This is a genomic window from Nocardioides fonticola (assembly GCF_039536805.1).
Classification (GTDB): domain Bacteria; phylum Actinomycetota; class Actinomycetes; order Propionibacteriales; family Nocardioidaceae; genus Nocardioides; species Nocardioides fonticola.
On the sequence record NZ_BAAAZH010000037.1, the window covers coordinates 13,179 to 38,930 of the forward strand.

The 25,752-nt window shown below is 72.3% G+C and carries 24 protein-coding genes; 17 read left to right on the plus strand and 7 right to left on the minus strand.

Annotation, left to right across the window (positions count from 1 at the left end; genetic code table 11):
* Window positions 1-437: 437 nt before the first annotated feature.
* From ABD671_RS22045 to ABD671_RS22075, 7 genes are all read left to right on the plus strand, one after another.
* Window positions 438-3,578 (plus strand): beta strand repeat-containing protein, encoded by a 3,141-nt coding sequence (locus ABD671_RS22045; protein WP_344735679.1) that lies wholly within the window; start codon window positions 438-440, stop codon window positions 3,576-3,578.
* Between the two features lie 281 nt (window positions 3,579-3,859).
* Entirely contained in the window at window positions 3,860-4,351 is a 492-nt protein-coding gene (locus tag ABD671_RS22050; protein ID WP_344735680.1) for a hypothetical protein, read from the plus strand.
* The gene (locus ABD671_RS22055) at window positions 4,344-5,159 is read left to right on the plus strand and encodes a thioesterase family protein (protein ID WP_344735681.1); all 816 of its coding nucleotides are present in this window, start codon (window positions 4,344-4,346) and stop codon (window positions 5,157-5,159) included. The genes ABD671_RS22050 and ABD671_RS22055 overlap by 8 nt, the downstream gene beginning before the upstream one ends.
* Window positions 5,160-5,472: 313 nt before the next feature.
* Window positions 5,473-6,201 carry a (deoxy)nucleoside triphosphate pyrophosphohydrolase gene (locus ABD671_RS22060; protein ID WP_344735682.1) on the plus strand — a complete coding sequence of 243 codons (729 nt, stop codon included), beginning with the start codon at window positions 5,473-5,475 and terminating at the stop codon, window positions 6,199-6,201.
* Between the two features lie 9 nt (window positions 6,202-6,210).
* Entirely contained in the window at window positions 6,211-7,137 is a 927-nt protein-coding gene (mshB, locus tag ABD671_RS22065; RefSeq protein WP_344735683.1) for an N-acetyl-1-D-myo-inositol-2-amino-2-deoxy-alpha-D-glucopyranoside deacetylase, read from the plus strand.
* 2 nt (window positions 7,138-7,139) lie between these two features.
* The gene (locus ABD671_RS22070) at window positions 7,140-7,523 is read left to right on the plus strand and encodes a DUF6113 family protein (protein ID WP_344735684.1); all 384 of its coding nucleotides are present in this window, start codon (window positions 7,140-7,142) and stop codon (window positions 7,521-7,523) included.
* Window positions 7,520-9,271 (plus strand): VanW family protein, encoded by a 1,752-nt coding sequence (locus ABD671_RS22075; RefSeq protein WP_344735685.1) that lies wholly within the window; start codon window positions 7,520-7,522, stop codon window positions 9,269-9,271. The genes ABD671_RS22070 and ABD671_RS22075 overlap by 4 nt, the downstream gene beginning before the upstream one ends.
* Window positions 9,272-9,446: 175 nt before the next feature.
* Here the strand turns inward: ABD671_RS22075 and ABD671_RS22080 are convergent, their stop codons facing one another.
* Both ABD671_RS22080 and ABD671_RS22085 read right to left on the minus strand, forming a co-directional pair.
* Window positions 9,447-9,773, minus strand: coding sequence for a molybdopterin-binding protein (locus ABD671_RS22080; protein ID WP_344735686.1), 327 nt, complete (start codon window positions 9,771-9,773; stop codon window positions 9,447-9,449).
* Between the two features lie 35 nt (window positions 9,774-9,808).
* Complete coding sequence (locus tag ABD671_RS22085; RefSeq protein WP_344735688.1) at window positions 9,809-10,771, minus strand: GNAT family N-acetyltransferase; 963 nt, start codon at window positions 10,769-10,771, stop codon at window positions 9,809-9,811.
* Window positions 10,772-10,839: 68 nt separating this feature from the next.
* Between ABD671_RS22085 and fdxA the strand changes: the two genes are divergently transcribed.
* From fdxA to ABD671_RS22105, 4 genes are read left to right on the plus strand one after another with little or no spacing between them, the layout of a single operon-like run.
* Complete coding sequence (fdxA, locus tag ABD671_RS22090; protein ID WP_344735689.1) at window positions 10,840-11,166, plus strand: ferredoxin; 327 nt, start codon at window positions 10,840-10,842, stop codon at window positions 11,164-11,166.
* A 15-nt stretch (window positions 11,167-11,181) separates the two neighbouring features.
* Window positions 11,182-12,297 (plus strand): succinyldiaminopimelate transaminase, encoded by a 1,116-nt coding sequence (gene dapC / locus ABD671_RS22095; protein WP_425574950.1) that lies wholly within the window; start codon window positions 11,182-11,184, stop codon window positions 12,295-12,297.
* A 5-nt stretch (window positions 12,298-12,302) separates the two neighbouring features.
* Window positions 12,303-12,776 carry a hypothetical protein gene (locus tag ABD671_RS22100; RefSeq protein ID WP_344735691.1) on the plus strand — a complete coding sequence of 158 codons (474 nt, stop codon included), beginning with the start codon at window positions 12,303-12,305 and terminating at the stop codon, window positions 12,774-12,776.
* On the plus strand, window positions 12,773-14,152 hold the full coding sequence (locus ABD671_RS22105) for a hypothetical protein (protein ID WP_344735692.1): 1,380 nt from the start codon (window positions 12,773-12,775) through the stop codon (window positions 14,150-14,152). The genes ABD671_RS22100 and ABD671_RS22105 overlap by 4 nt, the downstream gene beginning before the upstream one ends.
* On the opposite strand, the gene ABD671_RS22110 is transcribed toward ABD671_RS22105, so the two are convergent.
* The 4 genes from ABD671_RS22110 to ABD671_RS22125 are packed head-to-tail and all read right to left on the minus strand — an operon-like array spanning window position 14,074 to window position 18,185.
* Window positions 14,074-15,033: a VldE C-terminal domain-containing protein gene (locus ABD671_RS22110; protein ID WP_344735693.1), complete on the minus strand. Its 960-nt coding sequence runs from the start codon at window positions 15,031-15,033 to the stop codon at window positions 14,074-14,076. The two genes, ABD671_RS22105 and ABD671_RS22110, sit on opposite strands and share 79 nt — an antisense overlap.
* Window positions 15,034-15,091: 58 nt before the next feature.
* Window positions 15,092-16,027 carry a 2,3,4,5-tetrahydropyridine-2,6-dicarboxylate N-succinyltransferase gene (dapD, locus tag ABD671_RS22115; protein WP_344735694.1) on the minus strand — a complete coding sequence of 312 codons (936 nt, stop codon included), beginning with the start codon at window positions 16,025-16,027 and terminating at the stop codon, window positions 15,092-15,094.
* Window positions 16,028-16,052: 25 nt separating this feature from the next.
* A complete protein-coding gene (locus tag ABD671_RS22120) occupies window positions 16,053-16,589 on the minus strand; it encodes a mycothiol transferase (protein ID WP_344735696.1) in 537 nt (178 codons plus the stop codon).
* Between the two features lie 42 nt (window positions 16,590-16,631).
* The gene (locus ABD671_RS22125) at window positions 16,632-18,185 is read right to left on the minus strand and encodes a hypothetical protein (RefSeq protein ID WP_344735697.1); all 1,554 of its coding nucleotides are present in this window, start codon (window positions 18,183-18,185) and stop codon (window positions 16,632-16,634) included.
* 306 nt (window positions 18,186-18,491) lie between these two features.
* Here ABD671_RS22125 and ileS point away from each other — a divergent pair, with 306 nt between their 5' ends.
* Complete coding sequence (ileS, locus tag ABD671_RS22130) at window positions 18,492-21,806, plus strand: isoleucine--tRNA ligase (protein ID WP_344735698.1); 3,315 nt, start codon at window positions 18,492-18,494, stop codon at window positions 21,804-21,806.
* A gap of 139 nt (window positions 21,807-21,945) precedes the next feature.
* Here ileS and ABD671_RS22135 read toward each other — a convergent pair whose 3' ends face one another.
* On the minus strand, window positions 21,946-22,812 hold the full coding sequence (locus ABD671_RS22135) for an LLM class F420-dependent oxidoreductase (protein WP_344735699.1): 867 nt from the start codon (window positions 22,810-22,812) through the stop codon (window positions 21,946-21,948).
* A 63-nt stretch (window positions 22,813-22,875) separates the two neighbouring features.
* Between ABD671_RS22135 and dapE the strand changes: the two genes are divergently transcribed.
* From dapE to ABD671_RS22160, 5 genes are all read left to right on the plus strand, one after another.
* Window positions 22,876-23,979, plus strand: a complete 1,104-nt coding sequence (dapE, locus tag ABD671_RS22140) for a succinyl-diaminopimelate desuccinylase (protein WP_344735700.1) — start codon at window positions 22,876-22,878, stop codon at window positions 23,977-23,979.
* Complete coding sequence (locus ABD671_RS22145; protein ID WP_344735701.1) at window positions 23,976-24,698, plus strand: LOG family protein; 723 nt, start codon at window positions 23,976-23,978, stop codon at window positions 24,696-24,698. Before dapE ends, ABD671_RS22145 begins: the two co-directional genes overlap by 4 nt.
* Complete coding sequence (locus ABD671_RS22150; protein WP_344735702.1) at window positions 24,695-25,033, plus strand: DivIVA domain-containing protein; 339 nt, start codon at window positions 24,695-24,697, stop codon at window positions 25,031-25,033. Before ABD671_RS22145 ends, ABD671_RS22150 begins: the two co-directional genes overlap by 4 nt.
* The gene (locus ABD671_RS22155; protein WP_344735703.1) at window positions 25,030-25,458 is read left to right on the plus strand and encodes a hypothetical protein; all 429 of its coding nucleotides are present in this window, start codon (window positions 25,030-25,032) and stop codon (window positions 25,456-25,458) included. Before ABD671_RS22150 ends, ABD671_RS22155 begins: the two co-directional genes overlap by 4 nt.
* Window positions 25,459-25,584: 126 nt before the next feature.
* Entirely contained in the window at window positions 25,585-25,752 is a 168-nt protein-coding gene (locus ABD671_RS22160) for a DUF3117 domain-containing protein (protein ID WP_340539870.1), read from the plus strand.

Below are 25,752 nucleotides of genomic sequence, written 5' to 3' on the forward strand. Positions count from 1 at the left end.
GCAGCCAGGAGACCCGGGCGGAGGGGTCGTAGTGCGGTGCGGTGAACGGCGTCCGGTCGTGGGGGAGCTGCTGGGGGCGACCGCGGCGACGCGCTGCGACGACCGGTCCCGTCGTCCCAGGAGTCGCAGGAGTCCCATCCCTCGACTGTGACCCAGCTCTCGCCACGGGATCCGCACTCTCCTCTCCGGTCGGGCGATCGTCGCTGCGCCGATCGTTCCGCCTCCGGGCCGGTCCTGCGCAACGACGCTCCGGGTCCCAGGTTATGTGCAACTTAAGACTGCTCTCACATAATTCTTTCCTGTGGCTCCTTTACTTCCCTAGGGTCCTGCTTGCCTCAGAGGTGCCGTCATGAGCGTCTCGGGCAACGGCTCCCCTTGGGGGGACCGGGTTGTCGCCGCGATTCCGCGGCGAATTCACTCCGGAAGGGAATTTCTTCATGAACAGCAGCGGCATCAAGCGAGGGCTGGCGTCGTCGGCCATCGCTGCCCTGGCGGTGGCGGGTCTTCCGCTCCTCGCCTCCTCGGCCAACGCGGTCGCCCTGAGCAACGGCATCGCCGCCGGCCAGGTCAAGCTCGTCGGCCCGATCGCCAACGGTTCCACCATCTCGGCCAAGGCCGACGGCACCGACTCCACGGTCCGCCTCACGGCCGTCGCCGCGAGCGACGTCACCGCCGTGTCGTTCCAGTACAGCCTCGACGGCACCAACTGGACCACCATCGGCACCGCGACCGCCGACGACGGCGCCTTCGCGTACGAGTGGAACCCCGCCGCCGTCGCCGGCGGCACCGTCCAGCTCCGCGCCGTGGCCGGCTCGGTCAACTCGACCGCCGTCACCGGCGTCGTGGTCAACAACACCGCGAACACCGCGAACCTCACCGCCGGCTCCGCCGCCGGTGTGTTCCAGTCGCCCGACTACGCGGCCGACGGCACGGCCAACGACCCGCAGAACGTCATCGTCGCGGGCACCACCTCGGCTGCCGGCACCGTCAACCTCAAGTGGTACAACGGCACCACCTTCGTGGGCACCGACACCGCCACCGCGGCCGTGACCGCGCCGGCCACCACCGGCACCTTCGCCGGCGTCGTCAACATCAACGGCTACAGCTACGGCACGACCGACCAGCTCTTGCTGCAGGCCGACCTGGGTGCGAACACGGGCGCCGACACCGAGGGCTACACGCTCTACAAGCAGGTCATCACCACGGTCACCGCCGCGGCTGACAAGACCAACCTGCCCTCGGGTCAGAGCGCCAACATCACCGTCACGGTCAAGGACCAGAACGGCAACCCGATCGCCGGCGCCCGCGTGGGCAACTCGCTCAACGGCGGCACCGCCCTGACGAACGCCAAGGGCCAGGCCACCTTCACCCTGCCCGCCGGCTCCTCGGCCTCCTACTTCGCCGACGCCACCGACGTGGCCGGCTACCAGGCGGCCCTGGGCGACAAGCAGTCCGACACGATCGCGATCGCCACCTACTCGCCGAGCTCGTCGTCCATCCCGGGCACCTCGACCGACGGTGCGGCCTTCGACCTCGACGAGTACACCGCTGGTGACATCTCCGTCCAGGTCAAGGACCAGAACGGCAACAACCTCGCCGCGGCCGGTCGCACCGTCTCCTACTACTGGGTCGAGACCCCGTTCGACGGCTCGCCCGCCACCCAGCGGTTCCCCGCCGGTACCGCGGTCACCACCGTGCTCACCGACGGCACCGGCAAGGCCGTCATCGACTTCCCGTCGGGCCAGACCGATGTCAACGGCACCTACGAGCTCTACGCCTCGCTGAGCGCCGACGGCCTCGGTAACGGCGCGGTCGCCTCGTCGAAGGTCCTGACGGTCAAGGCCGGCCAGGCGGCGCTGAAGTTCGCTCCGGCGGACCGGGTCCAGGGCGCGGTCGGCAGCACCGTCTCCGTCACCGGCACCCTCGCCCTCACCGACGGCACCGCTCTGCCGGGTCGCACCGTCACCACCGGCTACAACAACGGTGGCGGCAACTCGAACATCGTCCAGGCCGACGGCACCACCGGGAACTCGCGGTCGTACACCACCGGCACCGACGGCTCCTTCAAGGTCGAGATCAAGGACGGCGCCACGCCGACCACCGCCGAGTCCGGCACGCTCGCCGCCGACTCGACGGTCATCGCCGGTTCGCCCGACGCGGTCGAGACCGTCGACTTCACCCCGGGTCTCACGCCCGCGGCGATCACGATCTCCAACCCGGCGTCGACCACCACCGCGGGTCTCACCAAGACCTACGGCGTGACCCTGTCCTACGACAGCGACCTCACCACCGCCGGCGTGCAGAATGCGCCTCTGGCCAACACCGACGTCACCCTGACGCTCGACCACGGCTTCTTCACCCCGAACACGCTGACCCCGGCCGCCACCCCGGCCGCCGGCGACGACGCGTACAACCTGAAGAACCTCGGCAGCTCGATCACCGTCAAGACCGACGGCAGCGGTCAGGCCACCGTCACCACGACGATCGCCAAGGACGCCGGCTTCGACGACGACGGCCTCGTGGACGCCAAGATCACGGCCACCGCCGGCTCGGTCTCGGCCAGCGACACCGACACCTGGACCTCCGCCAGCCCGCTCAACGGCGGCACCGCGGCGATCGACCTGGCCCCGGCGGCCTTCCAGCAGTCGACCGTCCTGCCCGACGCTCGTACGGGTCAGAACGTCGCCTTCGACGTCTTCGTCACCGACCAGTACGGCAACAAGGTCCCCGGCGCGTCCGTCACGGTCACCGGTTCCGGGTCGCTCGCTGGCTTCAGCACTCCGGTCAACACGAACGTGACGGTCGACGATGATGTTGTCGTGAACTCCAACCAGCTGGGTTCTGGCACCCTCGCGGTCTCGTGGAACACCAAGACCACGAAGTACGACGCCACCGGCGCCATCGTGATCTCGAACCCGCCGGCCGGTGAGACCCTCACCGACTCGCAGGCAGTCAGCTTCTACGCCTACGACATCAACACCGCGACCCTGTCGCTCGTCGACAGCGCCAGCGGTACCGCCCCGAAGGGCCAGGCCGTCACGGTCACTGCCAAGGTCGTCGACTCCAAGGGCCAGCCGATCCAGGGCGTTGGGGTCTCGTTCCTCCGCCAGGGTCCGGGCAACGTCACCGACGGTGACCCGAACCTGTCCGTGAGCACCAACGCCAAGGGTGAGGCGTACTACAGCTTCATCGGCACCTCGGCGGGTACGGCCAACGTCAGCGCGGTCTTCGCCGACAACACGGGTCGCAAGACGCTGACCGACTCGATCGTGATCACCGGCGCCTCGGCTCCGACCGCGATCAAGGTCACCCTGACCGGCGACGACAACGGCGGACGTGACGACAAGCTCACCGTCACCACCACCGCCAAGGCCGCTGGCGCCGACATCACCATCTACAAGGTGAAGAAGAACGGCAAGCGGGGCGGCGTCGTCGCCACCGCCACGGTGAACAACTCGGGCACCACCAAGGTGACCGTGCCGGACACCAACGGCAAGAAGTCGACCAAGTACGTCGCCGTGGTCTCCGCGACCAGCGACACCAAGGCCGGCACCTCCAACAAGAAGACCGTCAAGTGACGTTCTGATCCACGGGGTCTCCCCGGAGCGTCCGCGTGATGCTCCGGGGAACCTCCCGGGGAGCGCCGCTGAGGCGTGACCCACCTCCGCACCGACGTGTGCCGGAGACACAGGCGCGGTCCGGGCCATTCTCTGTTGCCGCTGCTTGAGAATGGTCCGGACCGCTTGCGTCCACCCTAGGGCCTGCGTCACCGGCCGTGCTGCTGGGGCCTTCTCGACTCGTCGAGGAGGCCCCAGCACTCATTTCGCGCCCGCTCCGCCGGTCGTGCTTGACTGCGGGCGTGACGACGCGATCGATCCCCACCCTGTTCGCGGCCGCCCTGCTGGCGCCGACCCTCCTGCTCGCCGGCTGCTCCGGTGACGATGAGCCGCAGCAGTCCGTCGCCCCCGCACCTGGGCCGGGCAAGGCGGTCGCCACCGACGCCGACGGCAACACCACCTACCCGTGTGAGGTGAAGGGCACGATCAGCGGCGACGCCAAGGCCAAGGTGAAGGACAGCGGCGTGGTCGTCATCCAGGCCGGCGACAGCGGCATCAAGGCGATCTACACGCTCTCGGTCGACGCCGGGCTCCTCAACATCTACGTCGGCGACGGCGAGGCCAAGCCCAGTTCGCTGCTGTGGCAGGCCGACGGCAAGCAGTCGGTGAGCGCCGACGACCCGAACGGTCTGAGCGCCAACGTCGACGGCACCGCCGCCAGCCTCAGCGGCACCACCGTCTCCGGCCCGGCCGGCAAGGTCACCTTCGACCTCGCGTTCTCCTGCGGTGGTTGAGCTCCCCGAGTTCGACCGCCATACCGCGCTCGAGGCTCTCGGCGAGGGCCGCTACCTCGCCGTGCTCGACGGCGGCTGGCACGTCGGGGGCGGCCTGAACGGCGGCTATCAGCTGGCCCTCGCGGGCGCAGCGATGAGCGCCGAGCTCGCGGCGTCCGGCAAGCCCGATCCGTTGGCGGTCAGTGCGAGCTATCTCGCGGCCGCCGTCGACGGCCCGGGCGAGCTCGTCGTCCGCGTGGTCCGCGACGGCGGCCGCACCGCCGTCGTCACCTGCGACCTCGTGCAGGACGGCGTCACCCGGCTCACCGCGCTCGCCACCTACGGCGACCTCGCCCGCGACGCCGACGACGTGCGCACCACCGCCGAGCCGCTGGTGCTGCCGCCCCGCGAGGAGTGCATCGGCAGCGAGTTCGCGCCTGCGGAGTTCCGGGCGAGCGTGCCGCTCATCGACCGCTTCGAGATGCTCTACCCCGCCGAGTTCGCCGGCTGCTTCGTCGGGGCGCCCTCGCGGCAGGGCGCGCTCGCGGCGTGGTTCCGGCTCAAGGAGGGCCGCGAGCCCGACCCGATCTCCCTGCTCCTCGCCGTCGACGCTCTGCCCCCGGTCACCTTCGACCTCGGCATCCCCGGCTGGGCGCCCACGGTGCAGCTGACCGCCCACGTGCGGGCCCGTCCCGCGTCCGGCTGGCTGCGCCTGGTGCACCGCACCCGCAACATCGCCGGCGGCATGTTCGAGGAGGACTGCGAGGTCTGGGACGAGCGCGACCGCCTCGTCGCCCAGGGCCGCCAGCTCGCCCTCCTGCCCCGCTAGCCGTTCGGGTCGCCTCGGTCGCCCCCGGTCGTTGAGGTGCGAACGAAGTGAGCCTCGAAACGACCGCACCCGCAAGCGCACCGGTACCGCACGGCGTCCACCTCGCCGGATCTCGCGGCTCCTCGCTCGCGCTCGTCGCACCTCGACCACCCACTACCCCTAATCCGGTGGTCGAGGTGCGAACGAAGTGAGCCGCGAGACCCCCGCACCCGCCCGCCTACCGGTACCGCACGGCGTCCACCTCGCCGGATCTCGCGGCTCCTCGCTGGCGCTCGCACCTCGACCACCGACTACCCCTCGCTACCCTCGCCCCATGGACGCCGCACCCCGCCTCGTCGTCGGCGCCGCGATCGTGCGCGCGGGTCGTGTGCTCGCCGCGCGGCGCACGTCGCCGTCCCGGCATGCGGGTCGGTGGGAGTTCCCCGGTGGCAAGGTCGAGCCGGGGGAGACCCCGGCCGCGGCCCTGGAGCGGGAGCTCGCCGAGGAGCTCGGCGTCGAGGCCGAGGTCACCGGCTGGCTGGCGTCCACGGCGACGATCGCCGACGACCTGGTGCTCCGCGTCGCCACGGTGCGGCTGGTGGACGGCGAGCCGGTTCCCACCGAGCACGATGCCGTGACCTGGCTCGGGGGCGACGACCTCGACGACGTCGACTGGATCGACGCCGACCGGGTGTTCCTGCCCGAGATCGCCCACCTCCTGGCCACGCTCGGCGCGACCCTGCGTCGCGCCGTCCTCTTCGACGAGGACGACGCCCGCGCCGTGCTCGCGCGCCTGCGGAACGACGGCTATGACGCCGTCCTCGAACGGGAACGGCTCGCAGGGGAGGACGACGAGGAGGACCATCCCTGGGCGGTGATCACCGACGCCCCCGCGGTGGCCGTCGAGCTGCTGGTCGACGCCTACGACGGCTGGCTCGACGAGGACTCCCCGCAGACGCGGCCCCCGGCCCCAGCCGCCCCGCTGCCCCTGCCCGCGGCACCGAAGCGCATCAAGCGCCCCGACGCGGGCCGACCGCCGGGGCCTGTCGGCGGCGCCGACTAGGCTGGCGCCATGCCCGCCGCTCCCTACCGCCTGCTGCTGGTCCACGCCCACCCCGACGACGAGTCGATCGGTCAGGGCGCCACCATGGCGAAGTACGTCGCCGAAGGGCGCCACGTCACCCTCGTCACCTGCACCGCCGGCGAGCAGGGCGAGATCCTGGTCCCCGAGCTGGCCCACCTCGCGGCCGACCAGGAAGACCGGCTCGGCGAGCACCGCCGCGGCGAGATCGCCGACGCGATGGCCGCCCTCGGGGTCACCGACCACCGGTGGCTCGGCGGTTTCGGCCGCTACCGCGACTCCGGCATGAAGTGGCACGAGAGCGGCCACGCCATCCCCGCCGACGACATCCACGACAACGCCTTCTGGCGCGCCGACCTCACCGAGGCCGCCGACCACCTCGTCGAGGTCATCCGGGAGGTGCGGCCCCAGGTGCTGGTCACCTACGACCCGTTCGGCGGCTACGGACACCCCGACCACATCCAGGCCCACCGGGTCGCGATGTACGCCGCCCAGCTGGCCGGCGTCCCCTCGCACCGACGCGACTTGGGTGAGCCGTGGGTGATCGCCAAGATCTACTGGGGCGCCATGTCGGAGAGCCGCATGCGCGCCGGCCTGCGGGCGCTGCGGGACGCCGGCGACACCACCTCCTTCGAGGGCATGGACCCCGACGGCTGGCTGCCGCCCTTCGTCACGGCCGACGAGAACCTCGCCGCCGCCGTCGACGCCACCGCCTACATCGAGGCCAAGATGAAGGCGCTGGCCTCCTACCCGACCCAGATCACCACCGACGGCCCGTTCTTCGCCCTGTCGAACAACGTCGGCAGCGAGGCGCTCGGTGTGGAGTACTACCGCATCGTGTCCGGCACGCAGGGCGAGCTCGGCCCCGACGGCCTCGAGACCGACCTCTTCGCGGGCGTGCCCGCCGATCCCGCCTGACGATGCGTGCCCGCCCACTCCTCGCGCGCCTGGCGATCGCGCTGGCGGTGCTGCTCCTCGGCGCCGCCACGGGCCTGGCCGGCGTCGTCCTGCACCTCTATCTGTGGGGCCTCGTGCTCACCGTCGCCGCGACCGCGCTGACCGCGTATGCGCTGCCCGGCGGGCCGACGACCCGCGTGCCCTTCGGAGTGGGCTTCGCCGCGATCGTCGTCCTCGGCACGACCGCCCGCCCCGAGGGCGACTACCTGGTGGCGACGACGCTGAACGGCTATCTGCTGCTCACCCTGGCGGTCGCGGTGTTCGTGGGCGGGTTCCTCACCTCGCTGCCGGCGCGCCGTCCCCCTGTCATCATCCCGCCCACCGCCACCCCGGAGGCCACGTCGTGAAGCGCTCCACCTCGGAGGAGACCGTCGAGAAGCCGCGCCGCGAACGCGCGGGCGGTGCCGCCGTCGTCGTGATCGTCCTCGTGCTCGCGCTGCTCGGCGGCGGTGCCTACGCGGCCGCCTACGCCTACGCCGGCGACGGGCTGCCCCGCGACACCCGCATCGCCGATGTCGACCTCGGCGGGCTCGAGCGCGACGCCGCCGTCGACGCGCTGCGCACCGGGCTCGCCGACCGGCTCGCCCGCCCGATCGCGGTGCGCGCCGACGGACGCACCACCGAGCTCACCGCCGCCGACCTCGGCCTCGGTGTCGACCTCGAGGCGAGCGTGGAGGCCGCCGTGCGTGCCCGCAGCTGGCGGCCGCAGGACCTCTGGGACCACTACACCGCGCCCGTGCATCCCGACCCCGTGTTCACCGTCGACGACGCCACCTACCGCGCCGCCATCGCCGACCTCACCGCCGATCGCTCGCAGCAACCGGTCGACGCCACTCTCACCTTCACCCGCCGCGGCGTCGAGACCACGCCCGCACAGCAGGGCCGCGCCGTCGACCCCGACGCCGCCCTCCCGCTGCTCCAGGAGGTGCTGCTCACCAACGACCCCGGACCCGTCGAGCTCGAGGTCGGCACGGTCTCGCCCGACATCGACGACGCCGACGTGCAGGCGGCGCTGACGGAGTTCGCCAACCCGGCCATGTCGTCCTCGGTGGTGCTCCGCTTCGGTCGCACGCCCGTGCGCCTCCAGCCCTCGCAGTTCGCGCCGGCCCTGGCGATGAAGGCCGAGGGCGGACGCCTCGTCCCCGACGTCGACGCCGCCCGCATCGCCCGCCTCGTCGCCGACGCCACCGGTGGCGACGGCGCGCCGGTCGACGCCACCGTCGCCCTGGTCGGCGGACGGCCCAGCGTCGTCCCCGCCAAGCCCGGCGTCGACTACGACCCCGACGACGTCGCGGCCACCTTCACCGGGCTGCTGACCAAGCCCGAGGGCGAGCGGGAGGCGCAGGTGAGCGCCACGGCGTCCGAGCCCGAGGTCACCACGGCCGAGGCCCGCAGTTGGCGGATCAAGGAGAAGGTCTCCACCTTCACGACCTACTTCCCCTACGCCGAGTACCGCAACACCAACATCGGGCGCGCCGCTCAGATCATCGACGGCACCGTGCTGAAGCCCGGCGAGACCTTCTCACTCAACGACACCGTCGGCGAGCGCACGCGGGAGAACGGCTTCACCGACGGCTTCATCATCAGCAACGGCATCTTCAAGGAGGACCTCGGCGGAGGCGTCTCCCAGATGGCCACCACGCTGTTCAACGCGATGTTCTTCGCCGGTCTGGAGGACGTCGAGCACAAGCCCCACTCGCTCTACATCGACCGGTACCCGGTGGGCCGCGAGGCCACCGTCGCCTGGGGTTCGGTCGACCTGCGCTTCCGCAACGACACCCCGTACGGCATCCTCATCGACACCGCCTTCAGCCCCAGCACGCCGTCGAGCCAGGGCGCGGTGACGGTGACGATGTACTCCACGAAGATCTGGGACATCACCACCAGCACCAGCGCCCGCTACGACATCACCAAGCCGAAGACCCGCACGCTCAGCACCGCGGACTGCTACCCGAACACCGGCTACGACGGCTTCTCCGTCGACGTCTACCGCTACTTCCGCAAGACCGGCTCACGCACGCTGGAGCGCACGGAGAAGTTCCACACCGTCTACATCCCCTCCGACACCGTCATCTGCAAGCCGCCCGGTCGTTGAGGTGCGAGCGGAGCGAGCCTCGAAACGCCCGCACCCGCAGGCCCTCCGGTACCGGACGGCGCGCACCTCACCGGGTGTTCTGCGGCCCTCGCCCAGGGGCTCGGGCACCTCAACCACCGGCCGGGTGTTCTGCGGCCCTCGCCCAGGGGCTCGGGCACCTCAACCCCCGGAGGCCTCAGGTCCCGACGACGATCTCGATCGGGCCGGTGTGCTCGGCCGTGCCGTCGCTGGAGGTGATGCGCAGGAGCAGGCGGTAGGTGTCGGCCTCGAGCGGGGTCCAGGGGTGCTCCCACTCGACGAGGTCGCCGGGCACGTTCTCGCCCGTGATCGAGGCCTCGTCCCAGTGCAGGCCGCCGTCGAGGCTGATCTCCACGTAGCGCACCGTGCCGGTCGTCGCCCTCACGCGACCCCGCAGCACCGAGAGCCGGCCCGCACAGTGCTCGCCGGGCGCACTCTCCAGGGTGCTGGGCGCGGCGACGGCGGGGCGGATCTCATCGATCATGGCCTAACCATAGCGATTCGATCGTCTTAGTCGAATCAGGTCCCGACCGGTGGCGCGAGGTAGGTGTAGCGGTGGTGGTCGACGAAGCCGAGGCCGTCGTAGAGGCGCAGGGCGCGCTCGTTGTCGGCGAGCACCTGCAGGTACGCCGTGCGCGCGCCGCGTTCGGCGGCGACCTCGAGCAGGGTGGCGAGGACGGCGAGCGCGAGACCGCGTCCGCGATGGGCTGCTGCGACCTCCATGCCGCGGACGCCGGCCCAGTCGCCGTCGACGGCGAGGAGCCCCGAGGCCAGGTGACCCTCCGGACCGGGGATCCAGGCGCGCACGAGACCGCCGTCCTCGCCGTCATTTGCGCCCTCGATTCCGACCTCGGCCTCGGCGGCGAGGGTGCGGGGGAGGGCCCGCCGCGCCCGGGCGACCGGGGCCAGCCGGAAGAGCGTGTCGGCATCGGTGCTCTCCGGCACCCAGCCGCTCTCGCCCAGCAGGGCGGCCTCGGGGGAGCCGGTCAGGACCGCCGCGATCGGACGCCGTCCGCGCGCGGCGTACCAGGCGACGACGGAGCCGATCGCCTCCTCCGCGCTGAGCGGATCCCCGGCCGGGCCGAAGGCGAGCACCGAGTTGGCGCGCCGCGCGGTCTCGTGCGGGTGGTGGCGCAGGGTCCAGGAGCCGAGCGGCTCGGTCTCCAGGCCCGGGAAGAGGGCGAACGCCGCACGCTGGGCGTCGACCGGCGTCACCCGCAGGTGCACCGCCGCCCGCGGAGGCACGGGCTTGCCGGAGACCAGGTCGGCCAGGGCGATGGTCACCGGCGGGCCGGTCTCGGGCTGCACCACACAGCGTCCCTCGCCCCAGGCCAGGCAGGTGCCGAGCAGGTCGGTGAAGGCGGGTCCGCCGGTCGGCCCGGTCTGCCCGCGCAGGAGGCGCCGCACGACCACGCGCTGCCCGACGACGTGAGGACCAAGCAGGTGCTTGCCCACTCCGTGGGGTTCCTGCGCGTCGTCCACACGCGGATACTAGGCTGCACCCGAGCATCCGATCGCGCGCTCCCCGCGCACCCCTCAGGAGGACACCGGTGACCTACGTCATCTCCCAGCCTTGCGTCGATGTGAAGGACCGTGCCTGCGTCGACGAGTGCCCCGTCGACTGCATCTACGAGGGCAAGCGGATGCTCTACATCCACCCCGACGAGTGCGTCGACTGCGGCGCCTGCGAGCCGGTCTGCCCGGTCGAGGCGATCTTCTACGAGGACGACCTGCCGGCGGAGTCCAAGGAGTACTACGACGCCAACGTCCACTTCTTCGACGACCTCGGCTCGCCGGGCGGCGCCGCGAAGATGGGCGAGATCGACCACGACCACGCCTTCGTAGCCGGCCTCCCGCCGCAGAACCAGGACCACTGAGTCCGGATGACCTCGGTGGCGTCGCCCCTCACGGGGCCCGTCTCGGGACGCCTTCCGGACTTCCCGTGGGACCGGCTCACCTCCTACGCGGCCACGGCCCGTTCCCACACTGACGGCATCGTCGACCTCTCGGTCGGCACCCCCGTCGACCCCACCCCGGAGGTCGCGCAGGCCGCGTTGCGCGCGGCCGCCGACAATCCGGGGTACCCGACGACGATCGGCCTGCCGGAGACCCGGCAGGCTGTCGTCGACTGGCTCGGCCGCCGCCACGGCGTGAGCGGTGTCGGGCTGGAGCACGTGCTGCCGGTGGTGGGCTCCAAGGAGTTCATCGCCTCGCTGCCGCTGCACCTCGGCCTCGGCTCGGGCGACCTCATCGGCTTCCCGGCGCTCGCCTACCCGACCTACGAGGTCGGCGCCGCACTGGTCGGTGCCGAGGCGATCGCCACCGACGACCTCGCCGCCTTCGAGGGGCGCACGCCGTCCCTGCTGTGGATCAACTCCCCGGCCAACCCCAGCGGCCGTGTGCTCCCCGTCGAGCACCTGCGCACGGTCGTCGAGTGGTGCCGCGAGCGCGGCGTCCTGCTGGTCTCCGACGAGTGCTACCTCGAATGCGCCTGGGAGGCCGAGCCCGTCTCGGTGCTGCACCCCGACGTGTGCGGCGGCTCCTTCGAGGGCCTGCTCGCGGTGCACTCGCTCTCCAAGCGCTCGAACCTCGCCGGCTACCGCTGCGCCTTCGCGGTCGGCGACCAGGCCGTCATCGCCGAACTGCTGGCGGTGCGCAAGAACCTCGGCCTCCAGATGCCCGGCCCCCAGCAGGTCGCGATGAAGGCGGCGCTCGACGACGACGCGCACGCCTTGGAGCAGCACGCCCGCTACGCCGCCCGACGCGCCCTCCTGCGTACCGCCCTGGAGGGTGCCGGCTTCCGGGTCGACCACTCCGAGGCCTCCCTCTACCTGTGGGCCACGCGCGGCGAGGACTGCTGGCGCACCGTCGCCGACCTCGCCGAGCAGGGCATCCTCGTGGCGCCGGGCGCGTTCTACGGAGCGGCCGGTGCCCAGCACGTGCGGGTCGCGTTCACCGCCACCGACGAAAGGGTGGAGGCTGCGGTGCGGCGCCTCGGCGCACACTGACCCTCATGCGCCGCGCGATCACACTCGGGACGATCGCGGTCGCCCTGGCGGTGTTCCTGCTCTCGCCGCGGTTCGGCCGGGCGGTCACCGTGCACAACTACCGCCCCGACCTCCCGCCCGACTCCCTCGTCAGCTGCTGGCCGCTGCCCGACGGACTGCGGCTCCCGTTCGCCTACCAGGTGCGGCGCGACCGGCTCGTCGGTCCGCCGGGCGCCGAGCGACGCGAGCTGCTCGTGCAGTTCGACCAGATCGACCCGGTGACGGCCCACCGCCGGCTCGCGGACGCCGTCCGCGCGGCGCGGGCGCCGGTGCGCTTCGTCGTCCGGCCGCTGCCGCTGCCGCCCGACCAGGCCGAGCGGTACGTCGTCCGCGGCACCGTGCTGCTCGACCTCCCGCCCTCGCGGCCGGCGGAGACTCCCGCCTGCGCCTCGCCGTACACGACCAAGGACTTCCCCCCGGGTCTGGAGACCGCCCCGTGAGGCGCGCGTTCTGGTGGCTCGTGGCCGCCCATGTGCTGCTCGTGCTGGCGGTCCTGCCGCTCCTGCTCGGCACCCACCTGGACGGCGGCGTGCTGATCGGCGACGAGACCTCCTACGTCGACGCCGGTCGGGCGCTGTCGAACGCCGTGCGCGACGCGGCCCGCCTGGGGCCCTTCGACACCCGCGAACTCCAGCTGAGCGTGGTGTCGTCGGGCTGGTTCATGCCCGGGATGGGCGTGGTGCTGACGCCGCTGTTCGTCGTCGACCCCGACGCGTCGGTGGCGAGCGTGCGGCTCTACCTCGCCGTCGTCACGACCGTGCTCCTCGTCGTCGCCGCCCTGCGGGTGCGCACCCTGCTCGGCGATCCCTACGCCCTCGCCCTGCTGGTCTTCCCCGGGCTCGTGCCGATGTGGGCCGTCTTCTCCACCGGCGCCTGGGGCGACCTCGCCGCGGGGCTGGTGCTCGCCGTCCTCGTGGCGGAGGTGGCCGCGGCGCTGCGCCGGGTCATCGACGGCGAGGCGTTGGCGCTGCGCGACGGCGTCCGGATCGGGCTGGTGGCCGTGGCGATGCTCTACCTGCGCTCGAGCACCTCGATCCTCGCGGGTGCCCTGTTCGTGCTGCTGGGCCTCGGCGTCCTCGTCGCGCTGCGCGGTGCCGCACGCGGACGCAGCGTCGCCGCGGTGGTCGTCGGCGGCGTGTGCTTCCTGGCCGTGCTCGCACCCTGGTCGATCGCCGCCTCGCAGACCCTCGGCGCCCGGGTGATGACGACGACCTCGGTGCCGACGGTGCTCGCGAACACCTTCGGCGACCGCTCGCAGATCTGCTTCGGTCCGTGCGACCCGGGCTCCACGATCTGGTTCACGCCGCTGCGCTACTCCCGCGAGGTCGCCCGCGCGACCGGGCTGTCGGAGGTCGAGGTGCAGCGTCAGATGTCCAGCTACGCGCGCCGCGACGTGACCCTGGGCTCCTACCTGCCCGACGTCGCCCGGAACTTCCGGCACTACGCCATCGGGCCCTCGGCGTTCTCGGAGTTCATGCGCGACCCGGGCACCCGACTCGACCCGCTGCGGTGGGCGGTCGTCGCCGGCACCGCGCTGCTCTACTACCCGATGCTGCTGGTCGGGATCGCCGTCCTGGTCGTGGTGCGTCGCAGGCCGATCGGCGAGCAGGTGCTGCCCGTCGTCCTCAAGGTGGCGTTGGCCTGCCTGTTGGTGCAGCCGTTCGTGCACCAGGCAGGCTCGCGCTACTGGCCGACCGCGGCGCCGCTGGTCTCGCTCGGGCTGGTGATGTTCGTGCTTCAGGCGAAGACGTCGACGTGGACGTGGTCGCGGTGCTCGAGCACCGCCCGATCGCCCGAGCCGGACGGCGCGGAGTAGTCGCGCCAGCCGGCGGCCGAGCGGCGCGCCGTCCAGATGCGGTCGTCGAAGATGACCGTGGCGATGTCGAGGCGCTCGGCCTGGGCGACGAGGTACTGGGCCATCGCCCAGCCGCGGGTGCGGTTGGCCGGCGTGATGGGGCGGAAGAACACGTCGACCGCGCGCCCGTCGTAGTGGGCCGAGCCCGGCATGTGGCCGCTCGTCACCCCGCCCGGCGCGAAGCCGCCGAGCGACTGCTCGCCGAAGACCCGCGTGAGGTCGCGGCGGACGGCGGCCGCCCGCGCGGTCAGCCCGGCTGCGTCGAGATCGGGGGAGGCGGCGTCCGGATCGTCCTTCACGGTGCAGCTGAACGCGGCCCGCGAGTTGCCGGTCAGCGCGGAGGCCAGCACGCGCGCGTCGCGCTCGTGGTCGGCGTAGGCCTCGGGGAACGCCGAGCGCTGCACCTCCTGGGCGGCGACCGTGATGGGGAGCGTGGTGTAGCCCTCCACCTTCACCAGGGCGTCGTAGAAGCGGTTGGTGGCGTAGACGGGGTCGCGGACCTGCCGCGCGGTGCCCCACCCCTGCGACGGACGCTGCTGGAAGATGCCGAGCGAGTCGCGGTCGCCGTGGTCGAGGTTGCGCAGCTTCGACTCCTGGAACGCGGTGGCCAGCGCGATGGACGCCGCCCGCGCGGGCAGGCCGCGCTCGACCGCGATGCCGGCGATGAGCGCCGCGTTCTCGGCCTGCTCGATGCTCAGCACGACGGTGTGCCCGTCCACGCTGGCCTCGCACTGCTCGGAGGCCAGGAACGGCACCACGCCCTGGCGGACCGCGGTGATGACGGTGGCCACGACGACCGCCAGCGCGGCGATCCCGGTCGTGGCCAGGAGCAACCGCCTCATCGGCGTCCCTCGGCGTCCCCCATGTCGGCGAGGGTAACGAGAGGGTGGTCGGACGCCGTCAGTTCGCGTGCAGCGCCGCGTTCAGCTCGATGCCGGTGCCCTTCCACGGGACGGCCTCGATGGCGCCGGTGACCGAGTTGCGGCGGAAGAGCACGTTGTTCGCGCCGGCCAGCTCCAGGGCCTTGACGACCCGGCCGTTCTCGGTGGGCAGGGTGACCTTGGTGCCGGCGGTGACGTAGCAGCCGGCCTCCACCACGCAGTCGTTCCCGAGCGGGATGCCCAGACCGGAGTTCGCGCCCAGCAGGCAGCGCTCGCCGATCGAGATCACCTGCTTGCCGCCGCCCGACAGGGTGCCCATGATCGAGGCGCCGCCGCCGACGTCGGAGCCGTCGCCGACCACCACGCCGGCCGAGATGCGGCCCTCGACCATCGAGGCGCCCAGGGTGCCGGCGTTGAAGTTCACGAAGCCCTCGTGCATGACGGTCGTGCCCTCGGCGAGGTGGGCGCCGAGCCGCACGCGGTCGGCGTCCGCGATGCGCACGCCGGAGGGGATGACGTAGTCGACCAGACGCGGGAACTTGTCGACGCCGAAGACCGTGACGTGCTGGCCGTGCATGCGCATGCGGGCGCGGGTCGACTCGAAGTCCTCCACCGCGCACGGGCCGTGGGAGGTCCACACCACGTTGGTGAGCAGGCCGAAGACGCCCTCGAGGTTGAGGCCGTGCGGCTTCACGAGGCGGTGCGAGAGCAGGTGCAGGCGCAGCCACACATCGGCGGTGTCGGACGGCGCCGCATCGAGGTCGGCGATCTCGACCAGCCGGATCTCACGGCGCACCCGGCGAGCGTGGTCGCTGCCGGTGAGGTCGACGAGGTCGCGCGGAGCCTCGTCGCCGGCGGGACGCTGCCCCAGCTGCGGGTGCGGGAACCAGACGTCGAGCACGGTGCCGGCGGTGGTCACGGTGGCGAGGCCGTAGCCCCAGGCGGAGGTCGTCACAGGACGCCAGTCTAGGGAGCCGGGGCTACTGCCCGACCCGCCCGTCCACGCACTCGCGCAGCAGGTCGGCGTGGCCGCAGTGGCGTGCGTACTCCTCGATGAGGTGGACGACGATGTCGCGCACCTCGGTCGGCTCGCCCCGGACGTCGACGACCTCGTCGAAGTCGCGGGTGGCCAGGTGCTCCTCGGCGGCGGCGACCTCGCGTCGCCAGACCTCCCAGGCCTCGGCCACCACGGCGTCGTCCGCGACGGCGCCGTCGAAGTCGGCGTCGCGCACCTCCTCGCACCCGTACAGGCGCGGCTCGGGCAGCCGCTGGAGGAAGATCCGGTTCCACGTGTGCTCGACCTTGCCGAGGTGCCGCAGCAGCCCCAGCAGCGACAGCGTGGACGGCGGCACGGAGCGGCGGGCGAGTTGCTCGGCGTCCAAGCCCTCGAGCTTGAGGGCGAAGGTCTGCCGGAAGTGGTTCAGGTAGCCGAGGTCGACCTCGCGCTCACCGCGCCACGGATCGCTGGGCTGGAGGCGCGGGTCAACGGCGGGGTCGAGGAAGAACTCGGCGGGCATGGCGCCAGCCCATCACGGACGACGCCGGCGGCGCGACCCGGATCACCCCACCGGTGCCCCGGCCCGCCGCGTCCCCCAGCGCGCCTGCCGGTTGGCCTCCCGTACGGCGTCCAGGACGGCGGGCCCCGCCGCGCGGGAGACGTACCAGCGCCACTGCGGGCCGCATCCCGCCAGCACGTAGTGGCGCGCGAGCATCGCGTCGGGCCAGGTCTGGTGGTCGTCGAGGGCGCGCACGATGAGCGTCGGACGGCGTGCGGCGATCCAGGCGGCGAAGCCCTGGAGGCCACCCGGCCAGGTGGCCTCGAGGTAGCCGTCGATGCCGACGTCGAAGATCTGGAACGGGGTGGGGGAGACCCGACCGGCGAGGGCGAGCACCTGGGGGGCATCGATCGCCATCAGATCGGCGTCCGGCACGGCGGCGAGGACGGCGTCCACGTCGCGTTCCTGCGCCCGCAGCCCCACCTGGCGCGTGGCCGCCGACTGCACCCCGGCGAGGACGACGACCCCCGCGGTGAGCCCCGCCAGCACCGGAGCGGCCCACCCGGGGCGGCGCGCGAGGGCGGCGAGCGCTGCGAGGAGGGCGTGCAGGGCGAGCGCGGCGCCGACCGCCGCGAAGGGCAGCACGACGAAGAGGTCGGGGGCCCCGTTGACCGCCGTCGTCGTCCACACGACGCCGACGAGCGCGGCCGCGCCCAGGGTGACCCGCGCATCGCGCGGTCCCCGGATCAGGGCCACCACCGCCGCGCCGACCGCCGCCACCAGGCCGGCGAGCACGAGCACCAGCGACCACCCGTAGCCCTCCCACAGCACGTCGGCCACGAAGTGCGGCGCCGAGTAGACGGAGGTCTGGCGGGTGTAGCGCGCGTTGACGAGCAGGAAGCCGAGCAGCCCCCGATGCAGCTCGCCCTGGACGGCGTAGACGGCGACGACCAGCGCCGTCGGCACCGCACCCCCGAGCACGTAACCGGCGACCGCACGCAGCCGGCCGACCTCGCCGCGCGGGGTGCGGAGCAGGGTCGTGACGGCTGCGGTGACGGCGACGAGCAGCGCCGGCTGCCAGGTCAGCGTCGCCAGCGCGGTGCAGGCCCCCGCCGCCGTCCACCGGCGACGCTCGAGCAGCAGCATCGCCGCGAGGAGGAAGAGCACCATCACCGTCTTCTCCCGCGGCCCGTTCGTCGCGAGATGGGTGAAGTCCTCGAAGGTGAGGAACAGGGCAGCGGCGAGCAGGCCCACCACCCGCGACCCGCCGACCCGCCGTCCCAGGGCCGCGACCAGCACGCAGCAGCCGACCGAGAGCACCCAGAACAGGTGCCGCTCGGCGCTGACCGGTCCGACGCCGATCAGCTCACCGACCCGGATCGCCGCACCCGGCACGGCGTCGGCCAACGGCCCCACGGTGTTGAAGATGCCGACGTAGGGCAGGACGCCGTCCGCGACCCGCTGCCCGCCGTAGGTGAAGACCCCCAGGTCGCGCACCAACGTCCCCTCGAAACCGTGGACGGCGTAGACCACCGCCGCGACCACGGCCACGAGGACGGAGTCCAGCGCTGAGTCCAGCGTGGAGTCCAGCGCGGGCGGGAGGGAGCGCAGGCGCACGGTGCGAGTGTGGGGTCCGTGGTTGAGAGCGCGATGAACGGAAGATGAGTGTCGGCCCCGAGGTCGCGGAACCGATTCGACCCCGCCCGCGGCGTCCCCGTACCCTGGGAGCACAGGCGTTCGAGCCGTCATCAGCGGCGAGCCTCCGGAAGAACAGCAGGCCCCGGCCCGCCCAGTAGAACCGGACGGGTGGCCCGTCACAGCCGTCAACGAAGCGGTCCGGCCCCGGCCGGGCAAGCAGGGTGGTACCGCGGTCCGCGAGGGTCGTCCCTGGTTCCGATGCAGATGCGAACCAGAGGACCAGCGATGACGTACCCGAAGGTCACCACCGGCGAGGCCGGCGTCCCCTCCAACCCGCGCTTCCCCGCGATCGAGGAGCGCGTGCTCGCCTACTGGGCGGCCGACGGCACCTTCCAGGCCAGCATCGACCAGCGCGACCCCGGCGCCGACGGCGAGGGCGAGTTCGTCTTCTACGACGGCCCCCCGTTCGCCAACGGCCTCCCGCACTACGGCCACCTGCTCACCGGCTACGTCAAGGACCTCATCCCGCGCTACCAGACGATGCGCGGCAAGCGCGTGGAGCGGCGCTTCGGCTGGGACACCCACGGCCTGCCCGCCGAGCTCGAGGCGATGCGCCTCAACGGCATCAAGACCACCGACGAGATCGTCGAGATGGGCATCGACAAGTTCAACGACGCCTGCCGCGAGTCGGTCATGAAGTACACCGGCGAGTGGCGCGACTACGTGACCCGCCAGGCCCGCTGGGTCGACTTCGACAACGACTACCGCACCATGAACCCCGAGTACATGGAGTCGGTCATCTGGGCCTTCAAGTCGCTCTACGACAAGGGTCTGGTCTACGAGGGCTTCCGCGTGCTGCCCTACTGCTGGAACGACGAGACGCCGCTGTCGAACCACGAGCTGCGCATGGACGACGACGTCTACCAGAACCGGCAGGACCCCGCCGTCACCGTCGGCTACCGCCTCGAAGAGCGCGGGGACGACGCCGTCCTCGACGGCGCGCACATCCTCATCTGGACCACCACGCCGTGGACCCTGCCCAGCAACCTCGCCGTCATGGTCGGCTCCGACATCGACTACGTCGTCGTCGAGGGCCCGGTGCCCGGCGTCGAGGGCGCCACCGCCCGCTACCTGCTCGCCGAGGCCCGCCTGGGCGCCTACAAGCGGGAGCTCTTCCCGGACGCCGAGGAGCCCACCGTGCTCGGCCGCTACCGGGGCGCCGACCTGGTCGGTCGCACCTACACCCCGCCGTTCTCCTACTACGCCGGGCACGCCAACGCGTTCCGCGTGGTGGCCGCCGACGACGCCGTGACGACCACCGACGGTACGGGCGTGGTCCACACCGCCGGCGCGTTCGGTGAGGTCGACAAGGAGGTCACCGACCGGGAGAACATCGAGGCGGTCATGCCGGTCGGCAAGGACGGCCGGTTCACCCACCCCGTGGCCGAGTACGAGGGCATGCAGGTCTTCGACGCCAACCCGCACATCATCGACCACCTCAAGGCGGTCACCCGCGGTGAGGCCGCCGGCGCGGTCTCGGCGGGCACGATCCTGCTGCGCCGCGAGACCTACGACCACTCCTACCCGCACTGCTGGCGCTGCCGCGAGCCCCTGATCTACAAGGGCGTCTCGTCGTGGTTCGTCGAGGTCACCGCCATCAAGCAGCGGATGCTCGAGCTCAACCAGCAGATCCGCTGGGTGCCCGACCACATCCAGGACGGCCAGTTCGGCAAGTGGCTGGAGAACGCCCGCGACTGGTCGATCACCCGCAACCGCTTCTGGGGCTCCCCGGTGCCGGTGTGGAAGAGCGACGACCCCGCCTACCCCCGCATCGACGTCTACGGCTCCTTCGAGGAGATCGAGCGCGACTTCGGCCGGCTGCCCCTCAACGCCGACGGCGAGCGCGACCTGCACCGCCCGTGGGTCGACGAGCTGACGCGTCCCAACCCCGACGACCCCCGTCCCGAGGGTGAGCGGTCGACGATGCGGCGCGTCACCGACGTCCTCGACGTGTGGTTCGACTCCGGCTCGATGTCCTACGCCCAGGTGCACTACCCCTTCGAGAACGCCGACTGGTTCAACGGGACGGCGTCCGCGAAGGGTCACTTCCCCGGCGACTTCATCGTCGAGTACATCGGCCAGACCCGCGGCTGGTTCTACACGCTGCACATCCTGGCGACCGCGCTGTTCGACAAGCCGGCGTTCAGCAACTGCATCAGCCACGGCATCGTGCTGGGCTCCGACGGCAACAAGATGAGCAAGTCGCTGCGCAACTACCCCGACGTGCGCGAGGTCTTCGACCGCGACGGCGCCGACGCGATGCGCTGGTTCCTCATGTCGAGCCCGATCCTGCGCGGCGGCAACCTCATCGTCACCGAGCAGGGCATCCGCGACTCGGTGCGCCAGGTGATGATCCCGCTGTGGAACAGCTGGTACTTCTTCCAGCTCTACGCCAACGCCTCGGGCTACGACACCGCCGGCTCCACGGCGTCCACCGATCTGCTCGACCGCTACCTGCTGGCCAAGACCCGCGCGTACGTCGAGGAGGTCACCGCCGCGCTCGACGACTACGCCGTCGCCGAGGCGTGCGACGCCACGCGCTCGTTCCTCGACGTGCTCACCAACTGGTACATCCGCCGCAGCCGTGAGCGCTTCTGGAGCGACGACCTGGCGGTCTCGGGTCCGGCGTTCGACACCCTCGCCGCCGTCCTGGAGACGGTGTGCCGGGTGACCGCGCCGCTGCTGCCGCTGACGACCGAGGAGATCTGGCGCGGCCTGACCGGCGGACGCTCGGTGCACCTCACCGACTGGCCCGCCGCCGACGCCCTGCCCGAGGACGCCGCGCTGGTGGCGGCCATGGACCAGGTGCGCGACATCTGCTCGGCCACCTCGGCCCTGCGCAAGGCGCGGTCGCTGCGCACGCGGCTGCCGCTGACCTCGCTGACGGTCGTCGTCCCCGACCCGGCCGCGCTGGCCGGGCTGGAGGCGATCGTGGCCGACGAGGTCAACGTGCGCTCGGTGCGGCTGCTGGCCGCCGACGCCCCCGAGGCCGCCTCCTACGGCGTCTCCCAGCGCCTCACCGTCAACGCCCGCGCGGCCGGCCCGCGGCTGGGCAAGGACGTGCAGGTCGCGATCAAGGGCTCGAAGTCGGGCGACTGGTCGGTCGACGCCGACGGCGTCGTCACCGCCGGCGGGCTGGTGCTGGAGGAGGGCGAGTACACGCTCGAGACCGTCGCCGGCTCGGCCGACGACACGGTGGCCACCGGCATGCTCGCCGGCGGCTTCGTGGTGCTCGACTGCGTCGTCACCCCCGAGCTCGCCGCCGAGGGCCTGGCCCGCGACGTCGTCCGGGCGGTGCAGCAGGCCCGCAAGGACGCCGGCCTCGAGGTCTCCGACCGCATCGCGCTCACCCTGGGCCACGGCGGCGACGACGTCGTCCGCTCGGCGCTGGAGACCCACCGCGACCTGATCGCGGGGGAGACCCTGGCGACCTCGGTCGAGCTGGTCGACGCGCTGGACGGCGCGGCTGGCGCGGACGGCGCTGCACCCGTCGCCGTCGGGGACGGGCAGTCGGTCGCCGTGGGGGTCGTGCGGGCCTGAGGGACCGAAACGCCGTGCAAGTTTCTTCGGTTGACCGACGAAACTTGCTGGGCGATCGCGAGAAACCATCGCTGGGACGGCGAAACTTCGCCGTCCCAGTGCAAGTTTCTTCGGTTGACCGAAGAAACTTGCAGCCCCCTCAGCCCAACAACACCCCCGGCTCGACCCCGAGCCGCGCGGCGAGCTTGTCCAGGTGCGCCTCGACGACGTCCAGGCCGGCGTCGGGGATGCCCCAGATCAGCTCGGTGACGCCGAGCTCGGCCCAGCGGGCCAGGTCGGCGGGGTCGGGCTTGAAGGCGATGAGCACGCGGACGTCGGGGATGCCGTCGCGGCCGGCCTCGCGCCAGGCGGCGTGCAGCGCCTCGATGTTGCCCGAGATGTCCTGCTGGGTCGGGGTGGTCATCCACCCGTCGGCGTTCGCGGCGATCCAGGCGAAGGTCTTGGGTCCGCCACCGGCGCCGATGATGAGCGGGATGTGGGCCTGCACCGGCTTGGGGTAGGCCCACGAGGGACCGAAGGAGACGTACTCGCCGTCGTAGGAGGCCTCCTCCTGGGTCCACAGGGCGCGCATCGCCTCGACGTACTCGCGCAGCACGGTGCGACGACGTCCGGCCGGCACGTGGTGGTCGGCGAGCTCGTCGGTGTTCCAGCCGAACCCGGCGCCGATCGAGACCCGACCGCCCGAGAGGTGGTCGAGGGTCGCGATCGCCTTGGCCAGCGTGATCGGGTCGGACTCCACCGGCAGCGCCACCGCTGTCGAGAGCCCGATCCGCGAGGTCACGGCCGCGACGGTCGCCAGCGAGACCCACGGGTCGAGGGTGCGCAGGTAGCGGTCGTCGGGCAGCGTCTCGTCGCCGGTGCCCGGGTGCGCGGCGGTGCGCTTGATCGGGATATGGGTGTGCTCGGGCACGTAGAACGTGTCGAACCCCCGCTCCTCGGCGGCCTTCGCGGCCTCGGCGGGGGTGACCCCGCGGTCGGAGGTGAACAGGACGATCCCATGGCGCATGGCGGGAGACTACGCCCAGATCTAGAACCGGTTCTAGTATTCCGGTCTGGTTGGATGAGCGGCATGGTGCCCACGTCCGCGACCGTGCTCGACCTCGAGGCCGACGTCGTCACCCTCGCCCGGCAGCTCGTCGACATCCCGTCCGAGAGCCACCACGAGCAGGTCATCGCCGACGCCGTCGAGCGCGAGCTGCGCGCCCGGCCGCACCTCGACGTCGTCCGCCACGGCCACACGATCGTCGCCCGCACCCACCTCGGCCGCGCCGAGCGCGTCGTGATCGCCGGCCACCTCGACACGGTGCCGGAGAACGCCAACCTCCCCTCCCGTCTCGAGGACGGCGTCCTGCACGGCCTGGGCAGTTGCGACATGAAGGGCGGGGACGCCGTCATCCTGCGCCTCGCGGCCCTCGTCGGCTCCGGTGCGCTGGTGCCCGAGCGCGACCTGACCTTCGTGCTCTACGAGGCCGAGGAGGTCGACGCCGCCTCCAACGGCCTCTTCCGCCTCTCCGTCGAGCACCCCGAGCTCCTCGCCGCCGACTTCGCGATCCTCATGGAGCCCAGCAACGCCGGCGTCGAGGCCGGCTGCCAGGGCACGCTGCGCGTCGAGGTCCGCACCACCGGCCAGCGGGCGCACTCGGCGCGCAGCTGGAAGGGCGTCAACGCCATCCACGGCGCCGCCGAGATCCTCAACCGGCTCGCGGCCTACGAGGCCCGCCAGCCCGTCGTCGACGGCCTGCGCTACCACGAGGGCCTCAACGCGGTCGGCATCCGCGGCGGCGTCGCGGGCAACGTCGTCCCCGACGAGTGCGTGGTCACCGTCAACCACCGCTTCGCCCCCGACCGCAGCGAGGCCGAGGCGCTCGCCTTCGTCGAGGAGTTCTTCGCCGGCTTCGAGATCACCCTCACCGACTCCGCGCCCGGCGCCCGGCCGGGGCTCGACCGCCCGGCCGCGCAGGCATTCGTGGCTGCCGTCGGCGCCGAGCCCGCGCCGAAGTACGGCTGGACCGACGTCGCCCGCTTCACCACCCTCGGCGTCCCGGCCGTCAACTACGGCCCCGGCGACCCGCTGCTCGCCCACACCCAGGCCGAGCACGTGGCGGTGGAGGAGATCGAGCGCTGCGAGCGCGTGCTCGCGGCGTGGCTTGCCGGCGAGGGGACGTCGTCGTGAAGGGACGCTTCCGCGGGCCGGTCTTCCAGCGCCGTGTCGAGGAGGCCGACGCCACGACCACCGACGAGCGGCTGCTGCACCGCGGCCACCTCGACACCCACAACGACACCTGGCGGGTGCTGCGCATCCAGTCGGAGTTCGTCGAGGGCTTCGGTGCGCTGGCCGAGCTCGGTGAGGCGATCGCGATCTTCGGCTCGGCCCGGTTGCGCGAGGACCACCCCGGCTACGCCCAGGCCGAGGAGATCGCCCGGCGGCTGGCCGAGGCCGGCTTCGCGGTCATCACCGGCGGCGGCCCCGGCATCATGGAGGCGGCCAACAAGGGCGCCAGCGAGGCCGGCGGCCTCAGCGTGGGCCTCGGCATCGAACTGCCCTTCGAGAACGGCCTCAACGACCACGTCGACCTCGGCATCAACTTCCGCTACTTCTTCGCGCGCAAGACCATGTTCGTGAAGTACGCCCAGGGCTTCGTCGTGCTGCCCGGCGGCGTCGGCACCCTCGACGAGCTCTTCGAGGCGCTCACGCTGCGCCAGACGCAGAAGATCCGGCACTTCCCGATCGTGCTCGTCGGCACCGCCTACTGGTCGGGGCTGATCGGCTGGCTGCGCGACACCGCGCTGGCCGCCGGCACCATCGGGCAGGCCGACCTCGACATGCTCGTGGTCACCGACGACCTCGACGAGGTCGTCGACCTCATGCTGCGCACCCGGGAGGACGCATGACCTGGTTCTTCGCCGTCCTCATCGTGCTCGCGATGGGCGGGGTGGCCGCGCTCGCCGCCGGATACGGCCGGCCGATGGTCGACGCCCCGCCCGACCGGCACGACGTCTCGCTGCCCGCGGAGGGTCCGATCACCGCCGACGACCTGCGTCGCGTGCGCTTCCCGCTCGCCCTGCGCGGCTACCGCATGGGCGAGGTCGACGCCCTCCTCGAGCGGCTCATCGCCGAACGTGAGGCGACCGAGCCGATCGAGGCGACCGGGCCGACCGGGCCGACGGCGTCCCACGACGGTCCGGACGACGAGCCCGCACCGGACGCCGGAGAGACCACCCCGTGAGCGAGGCCGCCGGCACGGCGGTGGTCGTCGTCTTCACCGTGCTGGCCGCTGTGGTGGTCGTGCTGACCCGCGTGCGGCTCGCGCGCGGCGGCGCCGGACGCGTCGACGTCGGCGGCACGCTCGTCGGTCTCCACACCGTCGCCGGGGTGGCGGCCCTGGTCGTGTGGACCACCTTCCTGATCGCGCCCGACGACACCGTGGCCGGCGGAGCGCTCGTCGGGATCATCGGCCTCGCGTTCTGGTGGATCGTCGCGCTGGTCGGTCTGCTCGTCCTCGCCCGCTGGCTGCCCAGCCGCGGTCGGCACTCCCGCGACGGCGCCGTCGACGGCTGGTCGCGCGGTCCGTGGCTCTCGGTGCTCGCCCACGTCGGCCTGCTCGTCGACGTCTCCGTGCTGACCTGGGGCTACCTCACCCGCACCGTCTGAACCCGGGGTGAGCCCGGGGTGAGCCCGCCCCCGTGCCGCCCGTCGGCGGCCCGAGGCGCGAAGCGCTGCCCCGATAGGGGATAATGGCTGTTCCACTGCCACACACGAGCTGGGAAGAGGTGCCGGATGGCGGCGATGAAGCCGCGGACGGGGGACGGTCCGCTGGAGGTCACCAAGGAAGGCCGAGGCATCGTGATGCGCGTGCCGCTCGAGGGCGGTGGCCGGCTCGTCGTCGAGCTCAACGCCGACGAGGCGGGCGCGTTGGGCGACGCCTTGAAGAACGTCGTCGGCTGA